The organism is Bradyrhizobium sp. 45, from assembly GCF_023073155.1.
GTDB classification, from domain to species: Bacteria; Pseudomonadota; Alphaproteobacteria; order Rhizobiales; family Xanthobacteraceae; genus Bradyrhizobium; species Bradyrhizobium canariense_D.
In genome coordinates, this window is the sequence record NZ_JADPIX010000122.1 from 500939 (window position 1) to 519466 (window position 18528).

General features: G+C 64.4%; 19 protein-coding genes. 13 read left to right on the forward strand and 6 right to left on the reverse strand.

The features are described from left to right. The first annotated feature begins 1 nt into the window (after position 1). The 6 genes from IVB42_RS22720 (at position 2) to IVB42_RS22745 (ending at position 5077) form a co-directional block, all read left to right on the forward strand. Positions 2-757: an ABC transporter ATP-binding protein gene (locus tag IVB42_RS22720; protein ID WP_018453313.1), complete on the forward strand. Its 756-nt coding sequence runs from the start codon at positions 2-4 to the stop codon at positions 755-757. 6 nt (positions 758-763) lie between these two features. Then, positions 764-1633 carry a metal ABC transporter permease gene (locus IVB42_RS22725; protein ID WP_007597190.1) on the forward strand — a complete coding sequence of 290 codons (870 nt, stop codon included), beginning with the start codon at positions 764-766 and terminating at the stop codon, positions 1631-1633. A gap of 5 nt (positions 1634-1638) precedes the next feature. Beyond that, positions 1639-2502, forward strand: a complete 864-nt coding sequence (locus tag IVB42_RS22730; RefSeq protein WP_018453314.1) for a metal ABC transporter substrate-binding protein — start codon at positions 1639-1641, stop codon at positions 2500-2502. Positions 2503-2556: 54 nt separating this feature from the next. Further along, positions 2557-3600: a GTP-binding protein gene (locus IVB42_RS22735; RefSeq protein ID WP_026232508.1), complete on the forward strand. Its 1044-nt coding sequence runs from the start codon at positions 2557-2559 to the stop codon at positions 3598-3600. After that, the gene (locus IVB42_RS22740) at positions 3600-4619 is read left to right on the forward strand and encodes a WD40 repeat domain-containing protein (RefSeq protein ID WP_018453316.1); all 1020 of its coding nucleotides are present in this window, start codon (positions 3600-3602) and stop codon (positions 4617-4619) included. Before IVB42_RS22735 ends, IVB42_RS22740 begins: the two co-directional genes overlap by 1 nt. Positions 4620-4741: 122 nt before the next feature. Then, positions 4742-5077, forward strand: coding sequence for a hypothetical protein (locus tag IVB42_RS22745; protein ID WP_026232509.1), 336 nt, complete (start codon positions 4742-4744; stop codon positions 5075-5077). Positions 5078-5290: 213 nt separating this feature from the next. Here IVB42_RS22745 and IVB42_RS22750 read toward each other — a convergent pair whose 3' ends face one another. From IVB42_RS22750 to IVB42_RS22770, 5 genes are all read right to left on the reverse strand, one after another. Further along, the gene (locus IVB42_RS22750; protein ID WP_018453318.1) at positions 5291-6733 is read right to left on the reverse strand and encodes a homospermidine synthase; all 1443 of its coding nucleotides are present in this window, start codon (positions 6731-6733) and stop codon (positions 5291-5293) included. A 48-nt stretch (positions 6734-6781) separates the two neighbouring features. After that, on the reverse strand, positions 6782-7171 hold the full coding sequence (locus tag IVB42_RS22755) for a RidA family protein (RefSeq protein ID WP_018453319.1): 390 nt from the start codon (positions 7169-7171) through the stop codon (positions 6782-6784). A 144-nt stretch (positions 7172-7315) separates the two neighbouring features. Next, positions 7316-7903, reverse strand: coding sequence for an N-acetyltransferase (locus tag IVB42_RS22760; RefSeq protein ID WP_026232510.1), 588 nt, complete (start codon positions 7901-7903; stop codon positions 7316-7318). Between the two features lie 132 nt (positions 7904-8035). Next, positions 8036-9178 carry a type III PLP-dependent enzyme gene (locus tag IVB42_RS22765; protein ID WP_018453321.1) on the reverse strand — a complete coding sequence of 381 codons (1143 nt, stop codon included), beginning with the start codon at positions 9176-9178 and terminating at the stop codon, positions 8036-8038. A gap of 672 nt (positions 9179-9850) precedes the next feature. Next, the gene (locus IVB42_RS22770) at positions 9851-10105 is read right to left on the reverse strand and encodes a hypothetical protein (protein WP_018453322.1); all 255 of its coding nucleotides are present in this window, start codon (positions 10103-10105) and stop codon (positions 9851-9853) included. Between the two features lie 135 nt (positions 10106-10240). On the opposite strand from IVB42_RS22770, the gene IVB42_RS22775 reads away from it, so the two are divergent. Genes IVB42_RS22775 through IVB42_RS22785 form a run of 3 tightly spaced genes read left to right on the forward strand, consistent with a single transcriptional unit; the run spans position 10241 to position 14057 of the window. Next, positions 10241-12322, forward strand: coding sequence for a M3 family metallopeptidase (locus IVB42_RS22775; RefSeq protein WP_018453323.1), 2082 nt, complete (start codon positions 10241-10243; stop codon positions 12320-12322). After that, on the forward strand, positions 12322-12960 hold the full coding sequence (locus tag IVB42_RS22780; protein ID WP_247299312.1) for a DUF1007 family protein: 639 nt from the start codon (positions 12322-12324) through the stop codon (positions 12958-12960). The genes IVB42_RS22775 and IVB42_RS22780 overlap by 1 nt, the downstream gene beginning before the upstream one ends. Next, positions 12957-14057 (forward strand): nickel/cobalt transporter, encoded by a 1101-nt coding sequence (locus IVB42_RS22785; RefSeq protein WP_018453325.1) that lies wholly within the window; start codon positions 12957-12959, stop codon positions 14055-14057. Before IVB42_RS22780 ends, IVB42_RS22785 begins: the two co-directional genes overlap by 4 nt. 153 nt (positions 14058-14210) lie before the next feature. Here IVB42_RS22785 and IVB42_RS22790 read toward each other — a convergent pair whose 3' ends face one another. Next, entirely contained in the window at positions 14211-14609 is a 399-nt protein-coding gene (locus IVB42_RS22790; protein ID WP_018453326.1) for an MAPEG family protein, read from the reverse strand. A gap of 81 nt (positions 14610-14690) precedes the next feature. Between IVB42_RS22790 and hemH the strand changes: the two genes are divergently transcribed. The 4 genes from hemH (at position 14691) to IVB42_RS22810 (ending at position 18521) form a co-directional block, all read left to right on the forward strand. Further along, positions 14691-15728 (forward strand): ferrochelatase, encoded by a 1038-nt coding sequence (gene hemH, locus IVB42_RS22795; RefSeq protein ID WP_018453327.1) that lies wholly within the window; start codon positions 14691-14693, stop codon positions 15726-15728. A 25-nt stretch (positions 15729-15753) separates the two neighbouring features. Then, a complete protein-coding gene (locus IVB42_RS22800; RefSeq protein WP_018453328.1) occupies positions 15754-16728 on the forward strand; it encodes an ABC transporter substrate-binding protein in 975 nt (324 codons plus the stop codon). 274 nt (positions 16729-17002) lie between these two features. Continuing rightward, positions 17003-18004, forward strand: coding sequence for an SPFH domain-containing protein (locus IVB42_RS22805; protein WP_007615156.1), 1002 nt, complete (start codon positions 17003-17005; stop codon positions 18002-18004). Positions 18005-18074: 70 nt separating this feature from the next. Continuing rightward, positions 18075-18521 (forward strand): NfeD family protein, encoded by a 447-nt coding sequence (locus IVB42_RS22810; RefSeq protein WP_007597152.1) that lies wholly within the window; start codon positions 18075-18077, stop codon positions 18519-18521. The last annotated feature ends 7 nt before the right edge of the window (positions 18522-18528 follow it).

Below are 18528 nucleotides of genomic sequence, written 5' to 3' on the forward strand. Positions count from 1 at the left end.
CATGGCGGCGCTGCATTTCCACAACGTTACGCTCGGCTATGACCGCCATCCGGCCGTGCACCACCTCAATGGGGAGGTCGCGCCGGGCGCGCTGCTGGCCGTGATCGGCCCGAACGGCGCCGGCAAGTCGACGCTGCTGCGGGGCATCGTCGGCATCCTCAGGCCGCTCGACGGCAGCATCCATCTCGGCGGGCTCGACAGCCGCGATATCGCCTATCTGCCGCAGAGTGCGGAGATCGACCGCAGCTTCCCGATCTCGGTGCTGGACTTCGTCGCCACCGGGCTGTGGCGTGGGACCGGCCTGTTCGGCGGCATCGGCAAGGCGGCGCGCGAAAAGATCCTCCGCGCGATCGCTTCCGTTGGCCTCAACGGTTTCGAAAACCGCCCAATCGGCACGCTCTCGGGCGGCCAGATGCAGCGCGTGCTGTTCGCGCGCGTACTGCTCCAGGACGCGCGGCTGATCGTGCTGGACGAGCCCTTCAACGCCATCGACAGCAAGACCACGGCTGATCTGCTGACGCTGGTGAAGCACTGGCATGGCGAGGGCCGCACAGTGCTCGCCGCACTGCACGACATGGAGATGGTGCGCACCCATTTCAGCGAGACGCTGGTGCTGGCGCGCGGTCCCGTGGTGTGGGGGCCGACGGCGGAGGTGCTGACGCCGGAAAACCTGCTGGTCGCAATGCGGATGTGCGAAGCCTTCGACGACAGCGCCGCCACCTGCTCGGCCGATGATGCCCGCTCACGGGCGGCTTGATATCCGATGCTCTATGACGCGTTGATCGGCCCGTTCACCGAATTCGAGTTCATGCGACGTGCGCTCGCGGCCGTTATCGCGCTGTCGCTCGCGGGTGCGCCGATCGGCGTGTTCCTGATGTTGCGGCGGATGAGCCTGGTCGGCGACGCCATGGCACATGCAATCCTCCCCGGCGCCGCTGTCGGTTTCCTGCTCTCCGGCCTCAATCTGTTCGCGATGACGGCCGGAGGCCTGATCGCAGGTTTTGCCGTCGCAATCCTCGCAGGCCTCGTCGCGCGCTCGACCGGGTTGAAGGAGGATGCCTCGCTCGCGACCTTCTATCTGGCCTCGCTGGCGCTCGGCGTCACCATCGTCTCGATCAAGGGCACCAATATCGACCTGCTGCACGTGCTGTTCGGCAATATTCTCGCGATGGACGACCAGACGCTGCTGGTCGTCGCATTCAACGCCACGGTCACGCTGCTGGTGCTCGCCGTGATCTACCGTCCGCTGGTGATCGAAAGCGTCGATCCGCTGTTTTTGCGCACCGTCAGCCGGGCCGGCGGGCCTGCGCATCTCGCTTTCCTCGCGCTGGTCGTGATCAACCTCGTCAACGGCTTTCAGGCGCTCGGCACGCTGCTCGCGGTCGGCCTGATGATCCTGCCGGCCGGCATCGCGCGGTTCTGGTCGCGCGATCTCACCGTCATGATCTGCATCGCGGTCGTCGCTGCCGCCGTGTCCGGCTATGCAGGTCTCGTGCTGTCGTTCCAGACCCGTGTGCCGTCGGGTCCTGCGATCATTCTGGTGGCAAGCGCGCTCTACACCGTCTCCGTCCTGTTCGGCCGGGTCGGCGGCGTCGTTAGGCAGCTGTTTCCCGGCCGGCATTTGGAAGCGTGATAGCGATGCGGCGCATCCTGCTTTGTGTGCTTATGCTGATCGCCTCGCCGCTGCACGCCGCTGAGCAACTGAAAGTCGTCGCGAGCTTCTCGATCCTGGCCGACTTCGTCCGTAATGTCGGCGGCGACCGGATCAATCTGACGACGTTGGTCGGGGCCGACAGCGACGTCCATGTCTACGCGCCCGCGCCAAGCGATGCGAAGCGGATCGCGGACGCAAAGCTGGTCATCGTCAACGGGCTTGGTCTCGAGGGCTGGCTGCCACGGCTCGTGCAGTCCTCGGGCAGCAAGGCGCAGGTGGTTATCGTGAGCGCCGGCATCGCGCCGCTCAAGCTCGGCTCGGCCGCAGATCCGCATGGCTGGCAGTCGGTCCCCAACGCCAAAATCTACGTCACCGACATCGCCAATGCGCTGGCCGCGGTCGACCCTGACGATGCGGAGTTCTTCCGCGCCCGGGCCAAGGCCTATTTGGAAAAGCTCGAAACGCTCGACCGCGAGGTCCGCGCAGCCGTGGCCAAGATCCCGCAGGAGCGTCGCAAGGTGATTTCGACCCATGACGCTTTCGGCTATTTCGCCGCCGAATACGGCGTCCAGTTCATCGCGCCGCTCGGCGTCTCCACGGAAACCGAGCCCAGCGCGCGGGACATCGCCACCATCATCGGCCAGATCAAGGCCCAAAAAATCCCAGCCGTGTTCCTGGAAAATATCAGCGACGACCGGCTGATCCGGCGGATCGCGGCGGAGACCGGCTCAAAAGTCGGCGGGACCCTGATTTCGGACGGTTTGACCGGCGAAAAGGGGCCTGCACCCACTTACATTGATATGGTCAGGCACAATATAAAGGCCCTGACCAGTGCGCTTGACCACTAGGGCAGGGGCCACCCCGCCTCGCGTCGCGCGAAAAGCCCGAAGTCCGGAGTTGTTATGTCTGAAGCGACCGCCCCAAAAATTCCCGTGACCGTCCTGACCGGCTATCTCGGTGCGGGCAAGACCACGCTGTTGAACCGCATCCTGTCGGAAAACCACGGCAAGAAATACGCCGTCATCGTCAACGAATTCGGCGAGATCGGCATCGACAACGACCTCATCATCGGTGCCGATGAGGAAGTGTTCGAAATGAACAACGGCTGCATCTGCTGCACCGTGCGCGGCGATCTCGTGCGCATCATGGAAGGCCTGATGAAGCGCAAGGGCAAGTTCGACGCCATCATCGTCGAGACCACCGGTCTTGCCGATCCGGCCCCCGTCGCCCAGACCTTCTTCGTCGACGAGGACGTGCAGAAGAGCGCGCGCCTCGATGCGGTGGTCACGGTTGCGGACGCCAAATGGCTATCCGACCGCCTCAAGGATGCACCTGAGGCCAAGAACCAGATCGCCTTTGCCGACGTCATCGTGCTGAACAAGATCGATCTCGTTTCCAAGGGAGAACTTGCCGAGGTCGAGGCCCGCATCCGCGCCATCAATCCCTATGCGAAACTGCATCGCACCGAGCGCTGCTCGGTGGCTTTGGCGGACGTGCTCGACCGCGGCGCTTTCGACCTCGACCGCATCCTCGACATCGAGCCGGACTTCCTGAATGCCGAGGATCATGACCACGACCATGATCATCACCATCACGACCATCATCACAATCATGATCACAGCCACGGCCTGAAGCACTATCACGACGAGGACATGCAGTCGCTGTCACTCAAGACCGACAAGCCGCTCGATCCGAACGTGTTCATGCCCTGGCTTCAGAACCTGGTGCAGGTGGAGGGCGGCAAGATCCTGCGCTCCAAGGGCATCCTTGCTTTCCACGACGATGATGACCGCTACGTCTTTCAGGGTGTCCACATGATGCTGGAGGGCAACCACCAGCGCAAATGGAAGGACGGCGAGCCGCGCGAGAGCCGCCTCGTCTTCATCGGTCGCGAATTGCCGCAAGACCTCATTCGCCAGGGTTTTGAGAGCTGCATCGTCTCGTGATGAAAGAGTTTACGCCACCCGCCGATTCCGCCTCGATCGTCTCCGTCACCGAGCGCGTCAAACCGCTCGCGCTCGGCATGGTCGTGACCTCCGTGCATTTCCTTGGCAACCGCGCCGCCTTCGTCGGCGGCGAGGAGAATGTCGCGCTCGTGGATAGCCAGGGTGAGATCAGCAAGATCGCCGTGCACAGCGGCGGCATTCTCTCGGCCGCCTCCGACGGCAAGCGCCTCGTGATGGGCGGCGACGATGGAAAAGTCGTGTCGCTCGAGGCCAAAGGCGAAGTGACGCTGCTTGCGACCGACCCGAAACGGCGCTGGATCGATGCGGTGGCGCTGCATCCGGACGGTGCCTACGCCTGGTCGGCTGGCAAGACTGCTTTCTTCAAGAGCGGCAAGAGCGAGGAGAAGTCGCTCGAGGTGCCCTCGACCGTCGGCGGCCTCGCGTTTGCGCCGAAGGGCCAGCGTCTCGCGATCGCCCATTACAACGGCGCGACGCTGTGGTTTCCCAACATGGCGGGGTCGGCCGAATTCCTGCCTTGGGCCGGCTCGCATCTCGGCGTCACCTTCAGCCCGGACAACAAATTCCTGGTCACCACGATGCACGAATCGGCGCTGCACGGCTGGCGGCTTGCCGACAACAGGCACATGCGCATGACCGGCTATCCCAGCCGCGTCCGCTCGATGTCGTGGAGCGCGGGCGGCAAGGCGCTGGCGACCTCGGGCGCCGACACGGTGATCCTGTGGCCGTTCGCTAGCAAGGATGGCCCGATGGGCAAGGAGCCAGCGATGCTCGCGCCGCTGCAGGCGCGCGTGTCGGTCGTCGCCTGCCACCCCAGGAACGACATCTTCGCCGCCGGCTACAGCGACGGCACCGTGCTGATGGTCCGTCTGGAGGACGGCGCCGAGATCCTCGTCCGCCGCAACGGCACGCCCGCAGTCGCCGCGCTCGCCTGGAACGCGAAGGGGACGCTGTTGGCGTTCGCCGACGAAAATGGTGATGGCGGCCTGCTCGAGCTTTAATCTGTCATCGTTCCGACCGTGGATGGGGCCATGTGGCGCGCAGCCGTCGAGTTCCGGCCGCCACGGGCGGGAACCGCAGAGCGGCAATTTCGTTGATCCCGCAGACAAAGGCGGTGATCGACATGCCCGGCCAATATGACAAGCGCAGACTGAAGCTCGACTTGATGGTCGCCTGCTCGCTGTTCGCGGCAGGCGTCGTGGTGTCAGGCATGTCGCTGGCGCAAATCCGCGCCGAGACCCGGATGCAGACAGCCCAAGCGACGCAACCCCTTCAGGGCACGCCGTCCGACGATCAGAATAAGCCCGCGGAAGCCAAGCCCGGCGGCGACCGGCCGACCACGCCCGCCCCAGAGCCCGCGCGGCCCGAACCGCAGACGCAGGGCGCTGCCGGCGCGGCGAAACCAGCATTGCCGCCAGCCCCAGCCGAGAAGATCGCGCCGCCGATCGAGAGGAAGTAGGTTCTGCATCTACGCGGGTGCTGTCATCGTCCGCGAAGGCGGACGATCCAGTATTCCAGAGGCTGTGCGTGGATACGGAGATGCTGCGGCGTACTGGATGCCCCGCCTGCCGCTTACGCTAAAGCTTCGGCGCGCCTGGACCTCAACCTCGGCTAAGCCTTGGCGTAGCCGGGTCGCGGGGCATGACAGCAGTGGCCGTGGCGCGACGCCGCCTCACCGCACCAGAACATTCCGGAACTGCCAGGGATCGCTCGTGTCGATGTCCTCCGGGAACAGTCCCGGACGATCCGTCAGCGGCGTCCAGTCGGTATAAAAACCCTTCACCGGGCCGAGATACGGCAGCTGAATTTCCAGCAGACGATCGAAATCCATCTCGTCGGCTTCGACGATGCCCTCGTTCGGGTTTTCTAGCGCCCACACCATGCCGCCGAGCACGGCGGAGGTCACTTGCAGACCGGTGGCGTTCTGATAGGGCGCGAGCTTGCGGGTCTCTTCGATCGAGAGCTGCGAGCCGTACCAGTAGGCATTGTTGTCATGGCCGAACAGCAGCACGCCGAGTTCGTCGATGCCGTCGACGATTTCGTTCTCGTCGAGGATGTGGTGCTTTTCCTGCATCTTCGCGGCGCGGCCGAACATTTCATGCAGCGACAGCACGGCATCGTCAGCCGGATGATAGGCGTAGTGGCAGGTCGGCCGATAGACCGCCGTGCCCGATGCGTCGCGCACGGTGAAATAGTCGGCAATCGAGATCGACTCGTTGTGGGTGACGAGGAAGCCATATTGCGCGCCGCGGGTCGGGCACCAGGTGCGCACGCGCGTGTTGGCGCCGGGCTGCATCAGATAGATGGCAGCGCCGCAGCCGGCTTCGTGAGTCCGCGCATTCTCGGGCATCCATTTTTCGTGGGTGCCCCAGCCGAGCTCGGAGGGCTGCACGCCTTCCGACAGGAAACCTTCCACCGACCAGGTGTTGACGAAGACATCGGGCTCTTTCGGCTTCTTGGAGCGCTGGGTGTCGCGTTCGGCGATATGGATGCCCTTGATACCGGCCTGTCGCATCAAGTCCGCCCATTCGGCTTTGGTCTTCGGCTTGGGGGCATTGAGCTTCAGATCGGCGGCGACGTTGAGCAACGCCTGCTTGACGAAAAACGAGACCATGCCGGGATTGGCGCCACAGCAGGAGACGGCCGTCGTCGACCCCGCGGGGCGCGCCTTCTTGGCGGCCAGCGTCGCTTCGCGAAGGGCGTAGTTGGAGCGCGCCTCCGGGCCCTTCGACGAATCGAAATAGAAGCCGAGCCAGGGCTCGTTGACGGTGTCGATATAGAGAGCGCCGAGCTCGTTGCAGAGCTCCATGATGTCGGTGGAGCCGGTGTCGACCGAGAGATTGACGCAAAAGCCCTGGCCGCCGCCTTCGGTGAGCAGCGGGGTCAGCAACTCGCGGTAATTGTCCTTGGTCACACCCTTCTGGATGAAGCGCACATTGTGCTTCTCGCAATGCGCCTTGCGACCCTCGTCCTTGGGATCGATCACGGTGATGCGCGATTTGTCGTAATCGAGATGCCGCTCGATCAGCGGCAGCGTGCCTTTGCCGATGGAGCCGAAGCCGACCATGACGATGGGGCCAGTGATCTTCGCGTAGATCTGCGAGGCGGGGCTCATAGGATGGTTTCTCCGGAACGTGCTGGCGAGCAAATGGTGAGGGATGGCTCAGGTGCTGCGGCGCTTGGCAGTGGCTTCGATCTCGACTTTCATCTCGGGCTTGTAGAGCGCCGAGACGACGAGAAGCGTGGCGGCCGGGCGGATCTCGCCGAGGACTTCGCCGCAGACCGCGAAATGCGCGTCTGCGTTCTTGGCGTCGGTGAGGTAATAGGTGACGCGGACAATGTCGGCCATCTCGAAGCCGCCCTCCTTCAGGGCAGCTTCGATGGTCTTGAAGCAGTTGCGTGACTGGCTCGTGACATCGGCCGGCATCGTCATGGTGGTGTAGTCGTAGCCGGTGGTACCCGCGACGAAGGCGAACTCGCCGTCGATCACGGCGCGGCTGTAGCCGGCGGTCTTCTCGAACGGGGAGCCGGTGGAAATCAGGCGGCGGGACATGGTCGTAGGCCTCGACTGAAGAGGAATTTCGTGGGGTTTACGCAATTTGCCGGCCTGCGCAACCCCAAAGGAATGGAGCTTAACGCAGGCACAGCCGGGCGTTGCCGCTTAACGCGGCTAGGTCGTCGCCATCATGGCGATCCCTTAAGCCGCGCGCGCCTGGAGGGCGCGAACTACCCTCCGTTTGGGCAGGGCCGCACCAGTCGGGACGATCATCCCGGCGGCGCCGTCCAGCGCGCCTGTCGTGAATTCGATCGCCAGCAGGCGGTCGCGCTCGAACGGACCGGGCAGCGACAGCTCGCCGGTGTTGGCGGCCGAGAAGCCGAAGCGGGCGTAATAGGGGGCATCGCCGAGCAGGATCACGGCGGCATGCCCGCGCGCCCGGGCGGCAGCCAGCGCTTGTTGCATCAGCGCGGCGCCGATCCCGAGCTCGCGGCAGGCAGGGTCCACCGCCAGCGGTCCGAGGACCAGAGCGGGCCTGCCTCCGGCGCTGACGTGCCACAGCCGCACGGTTCCCACGAGCTTCCCCTCGCGCATCGCGGCCAGCGCAAGGCCGGCAGCGGGGGCGCGTCCGTCACGCAGGCGCTGACAGGTACGGCCATGGCGGTTCTCGCCAAAGGACGCATCGAGCAGCGCTTCACGCATCGCAACGTCGACAGCACGCTCCGCACGGATCGCGAACGGAGCGGCTTTCGAAGTGGGGTCAATTTGTGTCTTCCGAAGAGCAGTCATGGCGCGTCAGTCCCCGCTTGAAACTGACGTGCGCAAAGCACGCCGGTTCAAGGCGTCGTCAGAAATCGAAATGTCAGGGAGGGAGCCGGCAAGCCGGTTCCCGGGTTCGTCAGGCCTCAGACGCGAGGCGGATCAGATGTGGTAGGTTTTCAGCGGCGGGATGCCGTTGAAAGCCACCGCCGAGTAGGTCGACGTATAGGCCCCGGTGCCTTCGATCAGCAGCTTGTCGCCGATCTCGAGCGTCACCGGAAGCGGATACGGGTTCTTCTCGTACAGCACGTCGGCGCTGTCACAGGTCGGGCCCGCGAGCACGCACGGCGTCATGTCCGCGCCGTCATGCGGGGTGCGGATGGCGTAACGGATCGACTCGTCCATGGTCTCGGCGAGACCGCCGAACTTGCCGATGTCCAGATAGACCCAGCGCACCTCGTCCTCGTCGCTCTTCTTCGAGATGAGCACGACTTCGGACTCGATGATGCCGGCGTTGCCCACCATGCCGCGGCCCGGCTCGATGATGGTCTCCGGAATCTGGTTGCCGAAGTGCTTGCGCAGCGCGCGGAAGATCGAGCGCCCGTAGGTCACCACCGGCGGTACGTCCTTCAGGTACTTGGTCGGGAAACCGCCGCCCATGTTGACCATGGTCAGGTTGATGCCGCGCTCGGCGCAGTCGCGGAACACCTGCGAGGCCATTGCCAGCGCACGGTCCCACGCCTTCACCTTGCGCTGCTGCGAGCCGACATGGAAGGAGATGCCGCACGGCTCCAGGCCCAGACGCTTGGCAACGTCGAGCACGTCGACGGCCATCTCCGGGTCGCAGCCGAACTTGCGCGACAGCGGCCATTCGGCGCCGGCGCAGTCATAGAGGATGCGGCAGAACACCTTTGCGCCGGGCGCGGCACGGGCGACCTTCTCGACTTCGGCGGCGCAATCGACCGCGAACAGCCGAATGCCGAGCGCGAAGGCGCGCGCGATGTCGCGCTCCTTCTTGATCGTGTTGCCGAAGGAGATGCGGTCGGGCGTCGCACCGGCGGCCAGCGCCATCTCGATCTCGGCGACCGTCGCGGTGTCGAAGCAGGAGCCCATGGAGGCGAGCAAAGCCAGCACTTCCGGCGCCGGGTTCGCCTTGACGGCATAGAACACGCGGCTGTCGGGCAGCGCCTTGGCAAAGGTCTGGTAATTGTCGCGCACGACTTCGAGGTCGACGACGAGGCACGGCTCGGTGTCGAGGCCCTCGCTGCGGCGGTTGCGCAGGAATTCCTGGATACGGTCGGTCATAGCACTCTCCCAAACGGCCCAGCGACGGGGATCCGTTCAAAAAATGACGTCGGATAAGAGCGCTCCGGCCAGATCGCGCGATGGAGGCGCGACGAGCCAAAGACTCACATCAGACTGTGCTGCCGTGGATTGGTTGGGAATGTTCCCGCCCGCACACCTGGCAATGAAGGACAAGCCTTTTCAGTAGCCCGCGCCGGCGTTGGACTGCCGGTAGAGACCAAAAAAGCCCGATCCGTCGTTGCTTTAAGTCGCGTCCCCCGTTGAGAGCGGGGTGCGCCGGTTCGCCTCCGGCTGCCAGTCACGGTTGCAAAGAGCAAAGTCACCTTCGACAAGGCATCTCTTTGAGAGAGATGCTGGACGCTCCGGGTTTGCTTTCGTCTTCCGGCGATGAGCCTTCCGACTTCCACACTTCCGAAGAGCCCCTCGGCTTCTTCACCCCTTGGCGGCTGTCCGGCCTCTTGTCCGGATACCTACCGACTGACACACGACCACAGGCACGTGCGAAATTGGGCAATCCGCACATAAGTGTTTTGACTCTGCTTCGCAAGAGATTTTTTAGGCTGCGAACAGAATTGCCTAACATCTGCTTGCGCAGTGTTGCGCGCGCGACGCGAAAGATGAACGCGCGTTAAGTTTTCTGCGCGGCGCGCGTCACTCGCGAGCGTCCGCGCTTCAGCCGCGCTTCGTGAACGGCTCGACGCGTTGAGCGGCGCGGATGAAGGCCGTCATCACGAGCACGCCGAGCGCAAACAGCGTGGCCTGAAGGATGTGCGTGCCTTGCTCGCCCAGCCCGAACAGGATCGCGAGCGCCCAGCCGCCGGCAAACGCCGCGCCGAACACCTCGGCGCCGATCAGGATGGCGGCGCTGACGACGGTGATGACGCTCGGCCAGACGATCCGACGGGAAGACGAGGAGGTCGCGTTCATGAGCTCAGGGGTCCTAGGCTTGGAGGGCCGCAATCTCACCGAAAAGGCAGCCGGGAGCAAGGGCAAACGGCCCAAAAAAGCCCTATCGCGTGCTATAGCTGGCCGCAACAATCGAGCCACAAATCGGGACTTGTAATGTCAGAACCCCGCCAAACTACGGACTCCGAGACCAACCCGCTGCTGAAGGCGTGGGTGACGCCGTTTGCGACCCCGCCCTTCGACGAAATCAAGCCGGAGCACTTCCTCCCGGCCTTCGAGCAGGCCTTCGCCGACCACTCCGCCGAGATCGCAGCGATCACCAACGACCCGACCGCGCCCGACTTCGCCAACACCATCACGGCGCTGGAGCGCTCGGGCAAGCTGCTCAGCAAGGTCGCGTCGGTCTTCTACGACCTCGTCTCGGCGCATTCCAACCCGGCCATTCTGGAGATCGACAAGGAGGTTTCCTTGCGGATGGCGCGGCACTGGAATCCGATCATGATGAACGCCGTGCTGTTTGGCCGCATTGCCCAGCTACACGAGAACCGCGCCAATCTCGGTCTGACACCGGAACAGCTCCGCCTGCTCGAGCGCACCTACACCCGCTTCCACCGCTCCGGCGCCGGCCTCTCCGAAGAGGCCAAGACGCGGATGGCGGAGATCAACGAGAGACTCGCCCAGCTCGGCACCAGCTTCAGTCATCATCTGCTCGGCGACGAGCAGGAATGGTTCATGGAGCTCGGCGAAGCCGACCGCCAGGGCCTGCCGGAGAGTTTTGTCGCCAGCGCCAAGGCTGCGGCGGAAGAACGCGGCATGGCCGGCAAGGCCATCGTCACCCTGTCGCGCTCCTCGGTCGAACAGTTCCTGAAGAGCTCGGCCCGGCGTGACCTGCGCGAGAAGGTCTACAAGGCCTTCACCGCGCGGGGCGACAACGGCAATGCCAACGACAACAACGCGACCATCGTCGAGGTCCTGAAGCTGCGCGAGGAGAGCGCCAATCTCCTGGGTTATCCGACCTTCGCGGCCTACCGGCTCGAGGATTCCATGGCCAAGACGCCGGAAGCGGTGCGCGGCCTTCTGGAGCGGGTCTGGAAGCCGGCCCGGGCGCGGGCGCTCGCCGACCGCGACGACATGCAGGCGCTGATCACGGAGGAGGGCGGCAATTTCAAGCTCGCCCCCTGGGACTGGCGCTTCTATGCCGAAAAGCTGCGCCTTCAGCGCGCCAATTTCGACGACGCCGCGATCAAGCCGTATCTCGCGCTCGATCACATGATCGCCGCCGCCTTCGACTGTGCCACGCGCCTGTTCGGCGTCACTTTCGAGGAGCGCAAGAACGTGCCGGTCTGGCATCCGGACGTCCGGGTCTGGGAGATGAAGGGGCGGGACGGCAAGCACAAGGCGCTGTTCTATGGCGATTACTTCGCCCGGCCGTCGAAGCGCTCCGGCGCCTGGATGACCTCGCTGCGCGACCAGCAGAAGCTCGACGGCGAGGTCGCGCCGCTGATCCTCAACATCTGCAACTTCTCCAAGGGCGCGGACGGGGAACCCTCGCTGCTGTCGCCCGACGATGCCCGCACCCTGTTCCACGAGTTCGGCCATGGCCTGCACGGCATGCTCTCCAACGTGACCTATCCGTCGCTGTCGGGCACCTCCGTGTTCACCGACTTCGTCGAATTGCCCTCCCAGCTGTACGAGCATTGGCAGGAGCGGCCCGAGGTGCTGCAAAAGTTTGCCCGCCACTACCAGACCGGCGAGCCGCTGCCGGACGATCTGCTGCAACGGTTCCTGGCCGCGCGAAAATTCAACCAGGGTTTCGCCACGGTCGAGTTCGTCTCCTCGGCGCTGATCGATCTCGAATTCCACACCCAGCCGGCCTCCGCCGCGCAGGACGTCCGCGCCTTCGAGAGACGCGAGCTGGAGAAGATCGGCATGCCCGAGGAGATCTCGCTGCGTCACCGTCCGACGCAATTCGGTCACATCTTCACCGGCGATCATTATGCCGCCGGCTATTACAGCTACATGTGGTCGGAGGTGATGGACGCCGACGCCTTCGGCGCATTCGAGGAAGCCGGCGACATCTTCGATCCCGCCGTCGCAAAACGCCTGCACGACGACATCTACTCGAGCGGCGGATCGGTCGATCCGGAAGCCGCCTATGAGGCCTTCCGCGGCCGCCCGCCGGAGCCCGATGCGCTGCTGCGTCGCCGAGGTCTGCTTGACGCCCCGAAGGCGGCCTGATGGGCGTGCGCGCCCTGCTCGGGCTGCTGCTCGCCGCTGGCCTCACCTTTGTGGCCGGGGCGGCGCAGGCGCACCCGCATGTCTGGATCACCGCGACCAGCGAGTTGCTCTATGCCGCGGACGGCACCATCACCGGCGTGCGCCACGCCTGGACGTTTGACGACATGTTCTCGGCCTATGCCGTGCAGGGGCTCGAGAGCAAGACCAAGGGCGTCTATACCCGCGAGGAGCTCGGACCGCTGGCGCAGACCAATGTCGAGTCGCTGAAGGAATATGCCTACTTCACCTTCGCGCGAGCCGACGGCAAGAAGGAGCGATTCCAGGAGCCGGTCGACTACTTCCTCGACTACAAGGATACGGTCCTGACCCTGCACTTCACGCTGCCGCTGAAGAATCCGGTCAGGTCCAAGCAATTGATGCTCGAAGTGTTCGACCGCTCCTTCTTCATTGACTTCCAGATGGCCAAGGACAACCCGATCAAGCTGGTCGGCGCGCCCGCCGGCTGCCAGATGAAACTTGAGCGGCCGAGCGACGGCACCGCGAGTGCGCAGAAGCTCAACGAGCAGACCTTCATGAACGGCGAGAACTCCAATTTCGGCATGATGTTCGCCAACAAGATCACGGTGGATTGCCCTTGAAGTCGAAACTCTCCCCGCTCGCACGTGGGCTGCTCACCTGTGCCGCCGTTCTGCTGGTTGCGGGCGTGGCCGACGCGGCCCTCCACGAACTCGTCGCGCAGAACCCGTTTGGCGCACCAAGACCCGCGCGGGCGGCTGAGCCTGAGGCCAGTGGCCTCATCGGCTGGCTCTTGGCAAAACAATCGGAATTTTATCGCCAGATGTCGGCGACCATTCGCGCCGCCAAGTCCGACGGCTCGGCGGTGTGGACGCTGCTCGTCATCTCCTTTGCCTACGGCATCTTCCACGCCGCAGGGCCCGGCCACGGCAAGGCGGTGATCGCCTCCTATCTCGTCGCCAATCGCGAGACTGTCAGGCGCGGCATCGTGCTGTCGTTTGCATCCGCGTTGATGCAGTCGCTGGTGGCGATCCTGATCGTCGGTATCTCGGCCTGGGTGCTGAATGCGACCGCCAGGACCATGTGCAAGGCGGAAGGCGCGATCGAGATCGCAAGCTACGCCCTGATCGCGCTTTTCGGCCTGCGCCTGGTCTGGGTCAAGGGCCGCACCTTCATCCGTGCGCTGCAGGCGGTTCAGCCGGTGTCGGCGATCGCGGGCGTGCCGCATGACCATCATGATCACGGTCACCACCATCATGATGCGCATGATCATCATCGTCACGATCATGCGCACGCCCATCATCACCACGCGCATCACCACGTCCATGACGAGCATTGCGGCCATTCCCACGGCCCCATGCCGAGCGAGCTCGCCGGCCTCGGAGGCTGGGGACGCGGCTTTACCGCGATCCTGACCGTCGGCATCCGTCCCTGTTCGGGCGCGATCCTGGTGCTGGTGTTCGCGTTGGCCCAAGGCCTGTTCTGGGCCGGCATCGCCGCAACTCTGCTGATGGGGCTCGGCACCGCGATCACCGTCGCGGTCATTGCCGTGGTCGCCGTCTCCGCCAAGGACATCGCCGCCCGCCTGAGCGCCGGACGCGACGGCAACGGCGCGCTGTTCATGCGCGGCATCGAATTCGCCGCCGCCGGCCTCGTGCTGCTGTTCGGTGCAGGCCTGTTGTTGGGTTACATCGCGGCCGAACGGACGACGTGTTTCTGAGTTTTTCCCTCTCCCCTTGTGGGCGAGGGTGGCTCGCCGCGTAGCGGCGAGACGGGTGAGGGGTTGTCTCCGCGAGCGATCCTCTTGCAGCTGCGTTCGCCGATAGAACCCCTCATCCGGCGCTTCGCGCCACCTTCTCCCACAAAGGGAGAGTCACACCGGCAAGAACTGCTTCAACGCCGGCATGAAGAAGATCCCGAGATTGATCGCAAAGCCGATGCTCCAGAGGATGGAGCGCAGCGTCGGGCGGTTCCCGAGATAGGTCAGCACATAGGCGATCCGTACGATCAGGAACAGCACCGCGAGCTCGTCGATCATCCGCTGCGGCGAGTCCCGGAATTCGGCCAGCAGCACCGCGAAGGCGAAGAACGGAAAGGTCTCGATACCATTCTGGTGGGCGCCGAGCGCGCGCTGCGCGATGGCCTCTTCGTAGAAGGCGGGATCGCGCGGGCGTGAATTGTCGAACCCGCGAAACCTGATCCATTTGACCGAGACGATCGTCACCAAATAGAGCAGCAACGCTCCGGAGACGCACCATTCCGCGAGTGTCATCTTTCCTCCCCCGCCTCGGTGCGACCCTAGCGAAACCGGCCTGATCTTGACAAGCTCGGGGCAACGCGCGACCCAACGAGCATGACAACCCTAGCCCCTCTCAAGACCACGAAGCCGCTGCCTCAGTCCGGCCAGCCGCGCGTCGGCGTACTCCTGGTCAATCTCGGCACGCCCGATACCGCCGACGCGCGCGGCGTGCGGGTCTATCTGAAGGAGTTCCTCTCGGACGCCCGCGTCATCGAGGATCAGGGCTTGATCTGGAAGCTGGTGCTGAACGGCATCATCCTGCGCACCCGCCCCCGCGCCAAGGCGCGCGATTATCTCAAGATCTGGAACACCGAGAAGAACGAGTCGCCGCTCAAGACCATCACGCGCTCGCAGAGCGACAAGCTCGGAGCCATGCTGTCGGACCGCGACCAGGTCACGGTGGAATGGGCTATGCGCTACGGCAATCCCTCGATCAAGTCGGGCGTCGATGCGCTGATTGCGAAGGGCTGCGATCGCATTCTTGCCGTCCCCCTCTATCCGCAATATTCCGCCGCGACGTCGGCCACCGTCTGCGATGAGGTGTTTCGCGTGCTTGCGCGGCTGCGCGCGCAGCCGACGCTGCGGGTGACGCCGTCTTACTACGAGGACGAAGCCTATATCGAGGCGCTCGCCACCTCGATCGAGACGCATCTGGTGAGCCTGTCGTTCAAGCCAGAGCTGATCGTCGCCTCCTTCCACGGCATGCCGAAGGCCTATGTCGACAAGGGCGACCCCTATCAGGACCAATGTGTGGCGACCACCGAGGCGCTGCGGCGCCGGCTCGGCATGGACGAGACAAAGCTGCTGCTGACCTTCCAGTCGCGCTTCGGATTCGACGAGTGGCTGCAGCCCTACACTGACAAGACCATGGAGCGTCTGGCGAAAGAGGGCGTGCGCCGTATCGCGGTGATCACGCCGGGTTTTTCCGCCGACTGCCTGGAGACGCTGGAGGAGATCGCGCAGGAGAATGCCGAGATCTTCAAGCACAATGGCGGGGAGCAGTTTTCCGCGATCCCCTGCCTCAACGACAGCGACCCCGGCATGGATGTGATCCGAACGCTGGTGCTGCGCGAGCTCCAAGGCTGGATATAGTGAGCCTGGATCCGAGGAGCGCCCCATGAACCGCCGCGAGGTTCTGGCGCTTCTTGGGGTGACCACGATGCTGCCGGCCTCGGTGCTGGCGCAAGCGAATGCGACGCGCCGGCTCGGCGTGCTCTCGGTCACTGCGGCGGACGATGCGATCGGGCAGACGCGTAGCGCGGTCCTGGTCGAGGCGCTTGCCGGCCATGGCTGGAAGGAGGACGGCAGCCTTGAGATCGATTGGCGCAACGGCGGCGGCGACCGCGCGCGGATCGCGCAACTCGCCGACGAACTCGTGGCGCTCAAGCCCGACATCCTGCTTGCGGTCGGCACGCCCTCAGTGGAGGAGCTGCGCCAGCGCACGACGACGATCCCGATCGTTTTCGCCGTCGTCACCGATCCTGTCAGCCAGGGCTTTGTCCAGAATCTCGCCCATCCCGGCGGCAATATCACCGGCTTCACCGATTACGACGGCCCGCTGGCCGGCAAATGGCTGGAGATGCTTACGCAGGTCGTGCCAAAGCCGTCACGCGTTTCCGTCGTCTACAATCCCGCCACCGCGCCGTTCGCGCCGCTGATGCTGCGGACGATCGAAGACGCCGGCCGCGCGCTCGATGTGACGGTGGTGCCCGCGCCGGTCCATGACACGGCCTCGATCGCCGCCCTGGCCTTGCGGAAAGACGGCGGCCTGCTGGTGCTGCCGGATTTCTTCACCATGTCCAACCGTGCGCTTCTCCTGGCAGCCATCAATGAAGCGCGCGTGCCGGCGGTGTTCTGGAGCCGGACCTTCGTCGACGAGGGTGGCTTGATGTCCTACAGCACCGACAGCGCCGAGCAGCTCCGCCGCGCCGCCACCTATATCGATCGCATCCTGAAGGGTGCGCGAGCGGCCGACTTGCCGGTCCAGAATCCGACCACGTTCGAGCTGGCGATCAACTTGAAGACGGCCAAGGCGATCGGCGTCACGCTTCCGCCAAGCCTGCTCGCAACCGCGAACGAGGTCATCGAGTAGGATTTGGCTGCGACCGCCGGATTCGTTAACGTCGTCGCTAGGTGTGCGCCAGCACGCTTTCAAGAGCGCCTCGCAAATACATAATCGCGACCATTCCCTCTCCCGGTGTCTTGTGTAGAATCCTACCGATGCCGAAATCAGGCACGACCGCTGAGCCTTGAATCCTTCTGAACTCTTTACTGAATACTTTACTGAACCCTTGGGGTCGTGATCCCGACCAATGACAGCGCGGAAAAGGCCTTTTCCCGCCAATCTTTTCCGCCTTGGAGGAAATATGAGCGGTTTCGACATTTTCGCGATTGTTCTGGTCTTGCTCGTCATCGTCACGCTGGTGGCCGGCGTGAAGACGGTGCCGCAGGGCTATGACTGGACCATCGAGCGGTTCGGCAAATACACCCAGACGCTGAGCCCCGGGCTCAATCTGATCGTGCCCTATTTCGATCGCGTCGGACGCAAGATCAACATGATGGAGCAGGTGATCGACATTCCCGAGCAGGAGGTGATCACCAAGGACAACGCCACCGTGACGGTCGACGGCGTCGCCTTCTTTCAGGTGTTCGATGCCGCCAAGGCGAGCTACGAGGTCTCTAACCTGACCCAAGCCGTCACCGTGCTGACCATGACCAACATCCGTTCGGTGATGGGCTCGATGGATCTCGACCAGGTGTTGTCGCACCGCGACGAAATCAACGAGCGCCTGCTGCGTGTAGTCGATGCCGCCGTCTCGCCCTGGGGCCTCAAGGTCAATCGTATCGAGATCAAGGACATTGTGCCGCCGGCGGACCTCGTCGAAGCCATGGGCCGACAGATGAAGGCCGAGCGCGTCAAACGCGCCGACATCCTTCAGGCCGAAGGTGCACGCCAGTCCGAGATCCTGCGCGCAGAGGGTGCCAAGCAGGGCCAGATCCTCCAGGCGGAAGGTCGCCGCGAGGCCGCCTTCCGCGACGCCGAAGCACGCGAGCGGTCGGCGGAAGCTGAGGCCAAGGCGACGCAGATGGTCAGTGAAGCCATTGCCAAGGGCGACGTCGCGGCGCTGAACTACTTTATCGCCGACAAATATATCAAGGCGTTCGGGCAGTTTGCGGACTCGCCGAACCAGAAGATCATCATGCTGCCGATCGAGGCCACCAGCATGCTCGGCTCGCTCGCCGGCATCGGCGAGATCGCCAAGGCGACGTTCGGCGAGAGTGCTGCATCCGCCGCTGCCGCCGCTCGTCGCGGTTCGGTGCCGACGACTGGGAGCACGCCCCCGGCGGTGCCGCCGCGGCAGGGGTAAAGCGCATGCCCCGGAAAAGTGGACACCGGTTTTCCGACAAGGGCATGCGCCATTTCAAAGAGGTCGTGTCATGACCGACATGTTCGTATCGCTCGGCACCTGGAACTGGCTGATCTTCGGCTTCATCCTGATGGCGCTGGAGGTGCTGGCGCCGGGAGTCTTCCTGTTCTGGCTCGGGCTCGCCGCGCTGCTGGTCGGGCTGATCTCGTTCGGAGTGGCGATATCCTGGCAGATCCAGCTCGTGATGTTCGCGATCTTCGCCGCCGCCGCCGTGCCGGTTTGGCGTCGGCTCGCCCGGCCGAAGCCGGATGCAATTGCCGCCAGCCCCTTCCTCAACAAGCGCGCGGATGCGCTGCTCGGCCGCGAGTTCACGCTGGAGAAGCCGATCGTCGACGGCAACGGCACCATGCGCATCGGCGACACCGTCTGGCGCGTCGCAGGTCCCGATACGCCGGCGGGCACGCGTGTGAAGGTGGTGCAAGTGGACGGCGCGAATCTGACGGTGGCGGCGGCTTAGTCCACCG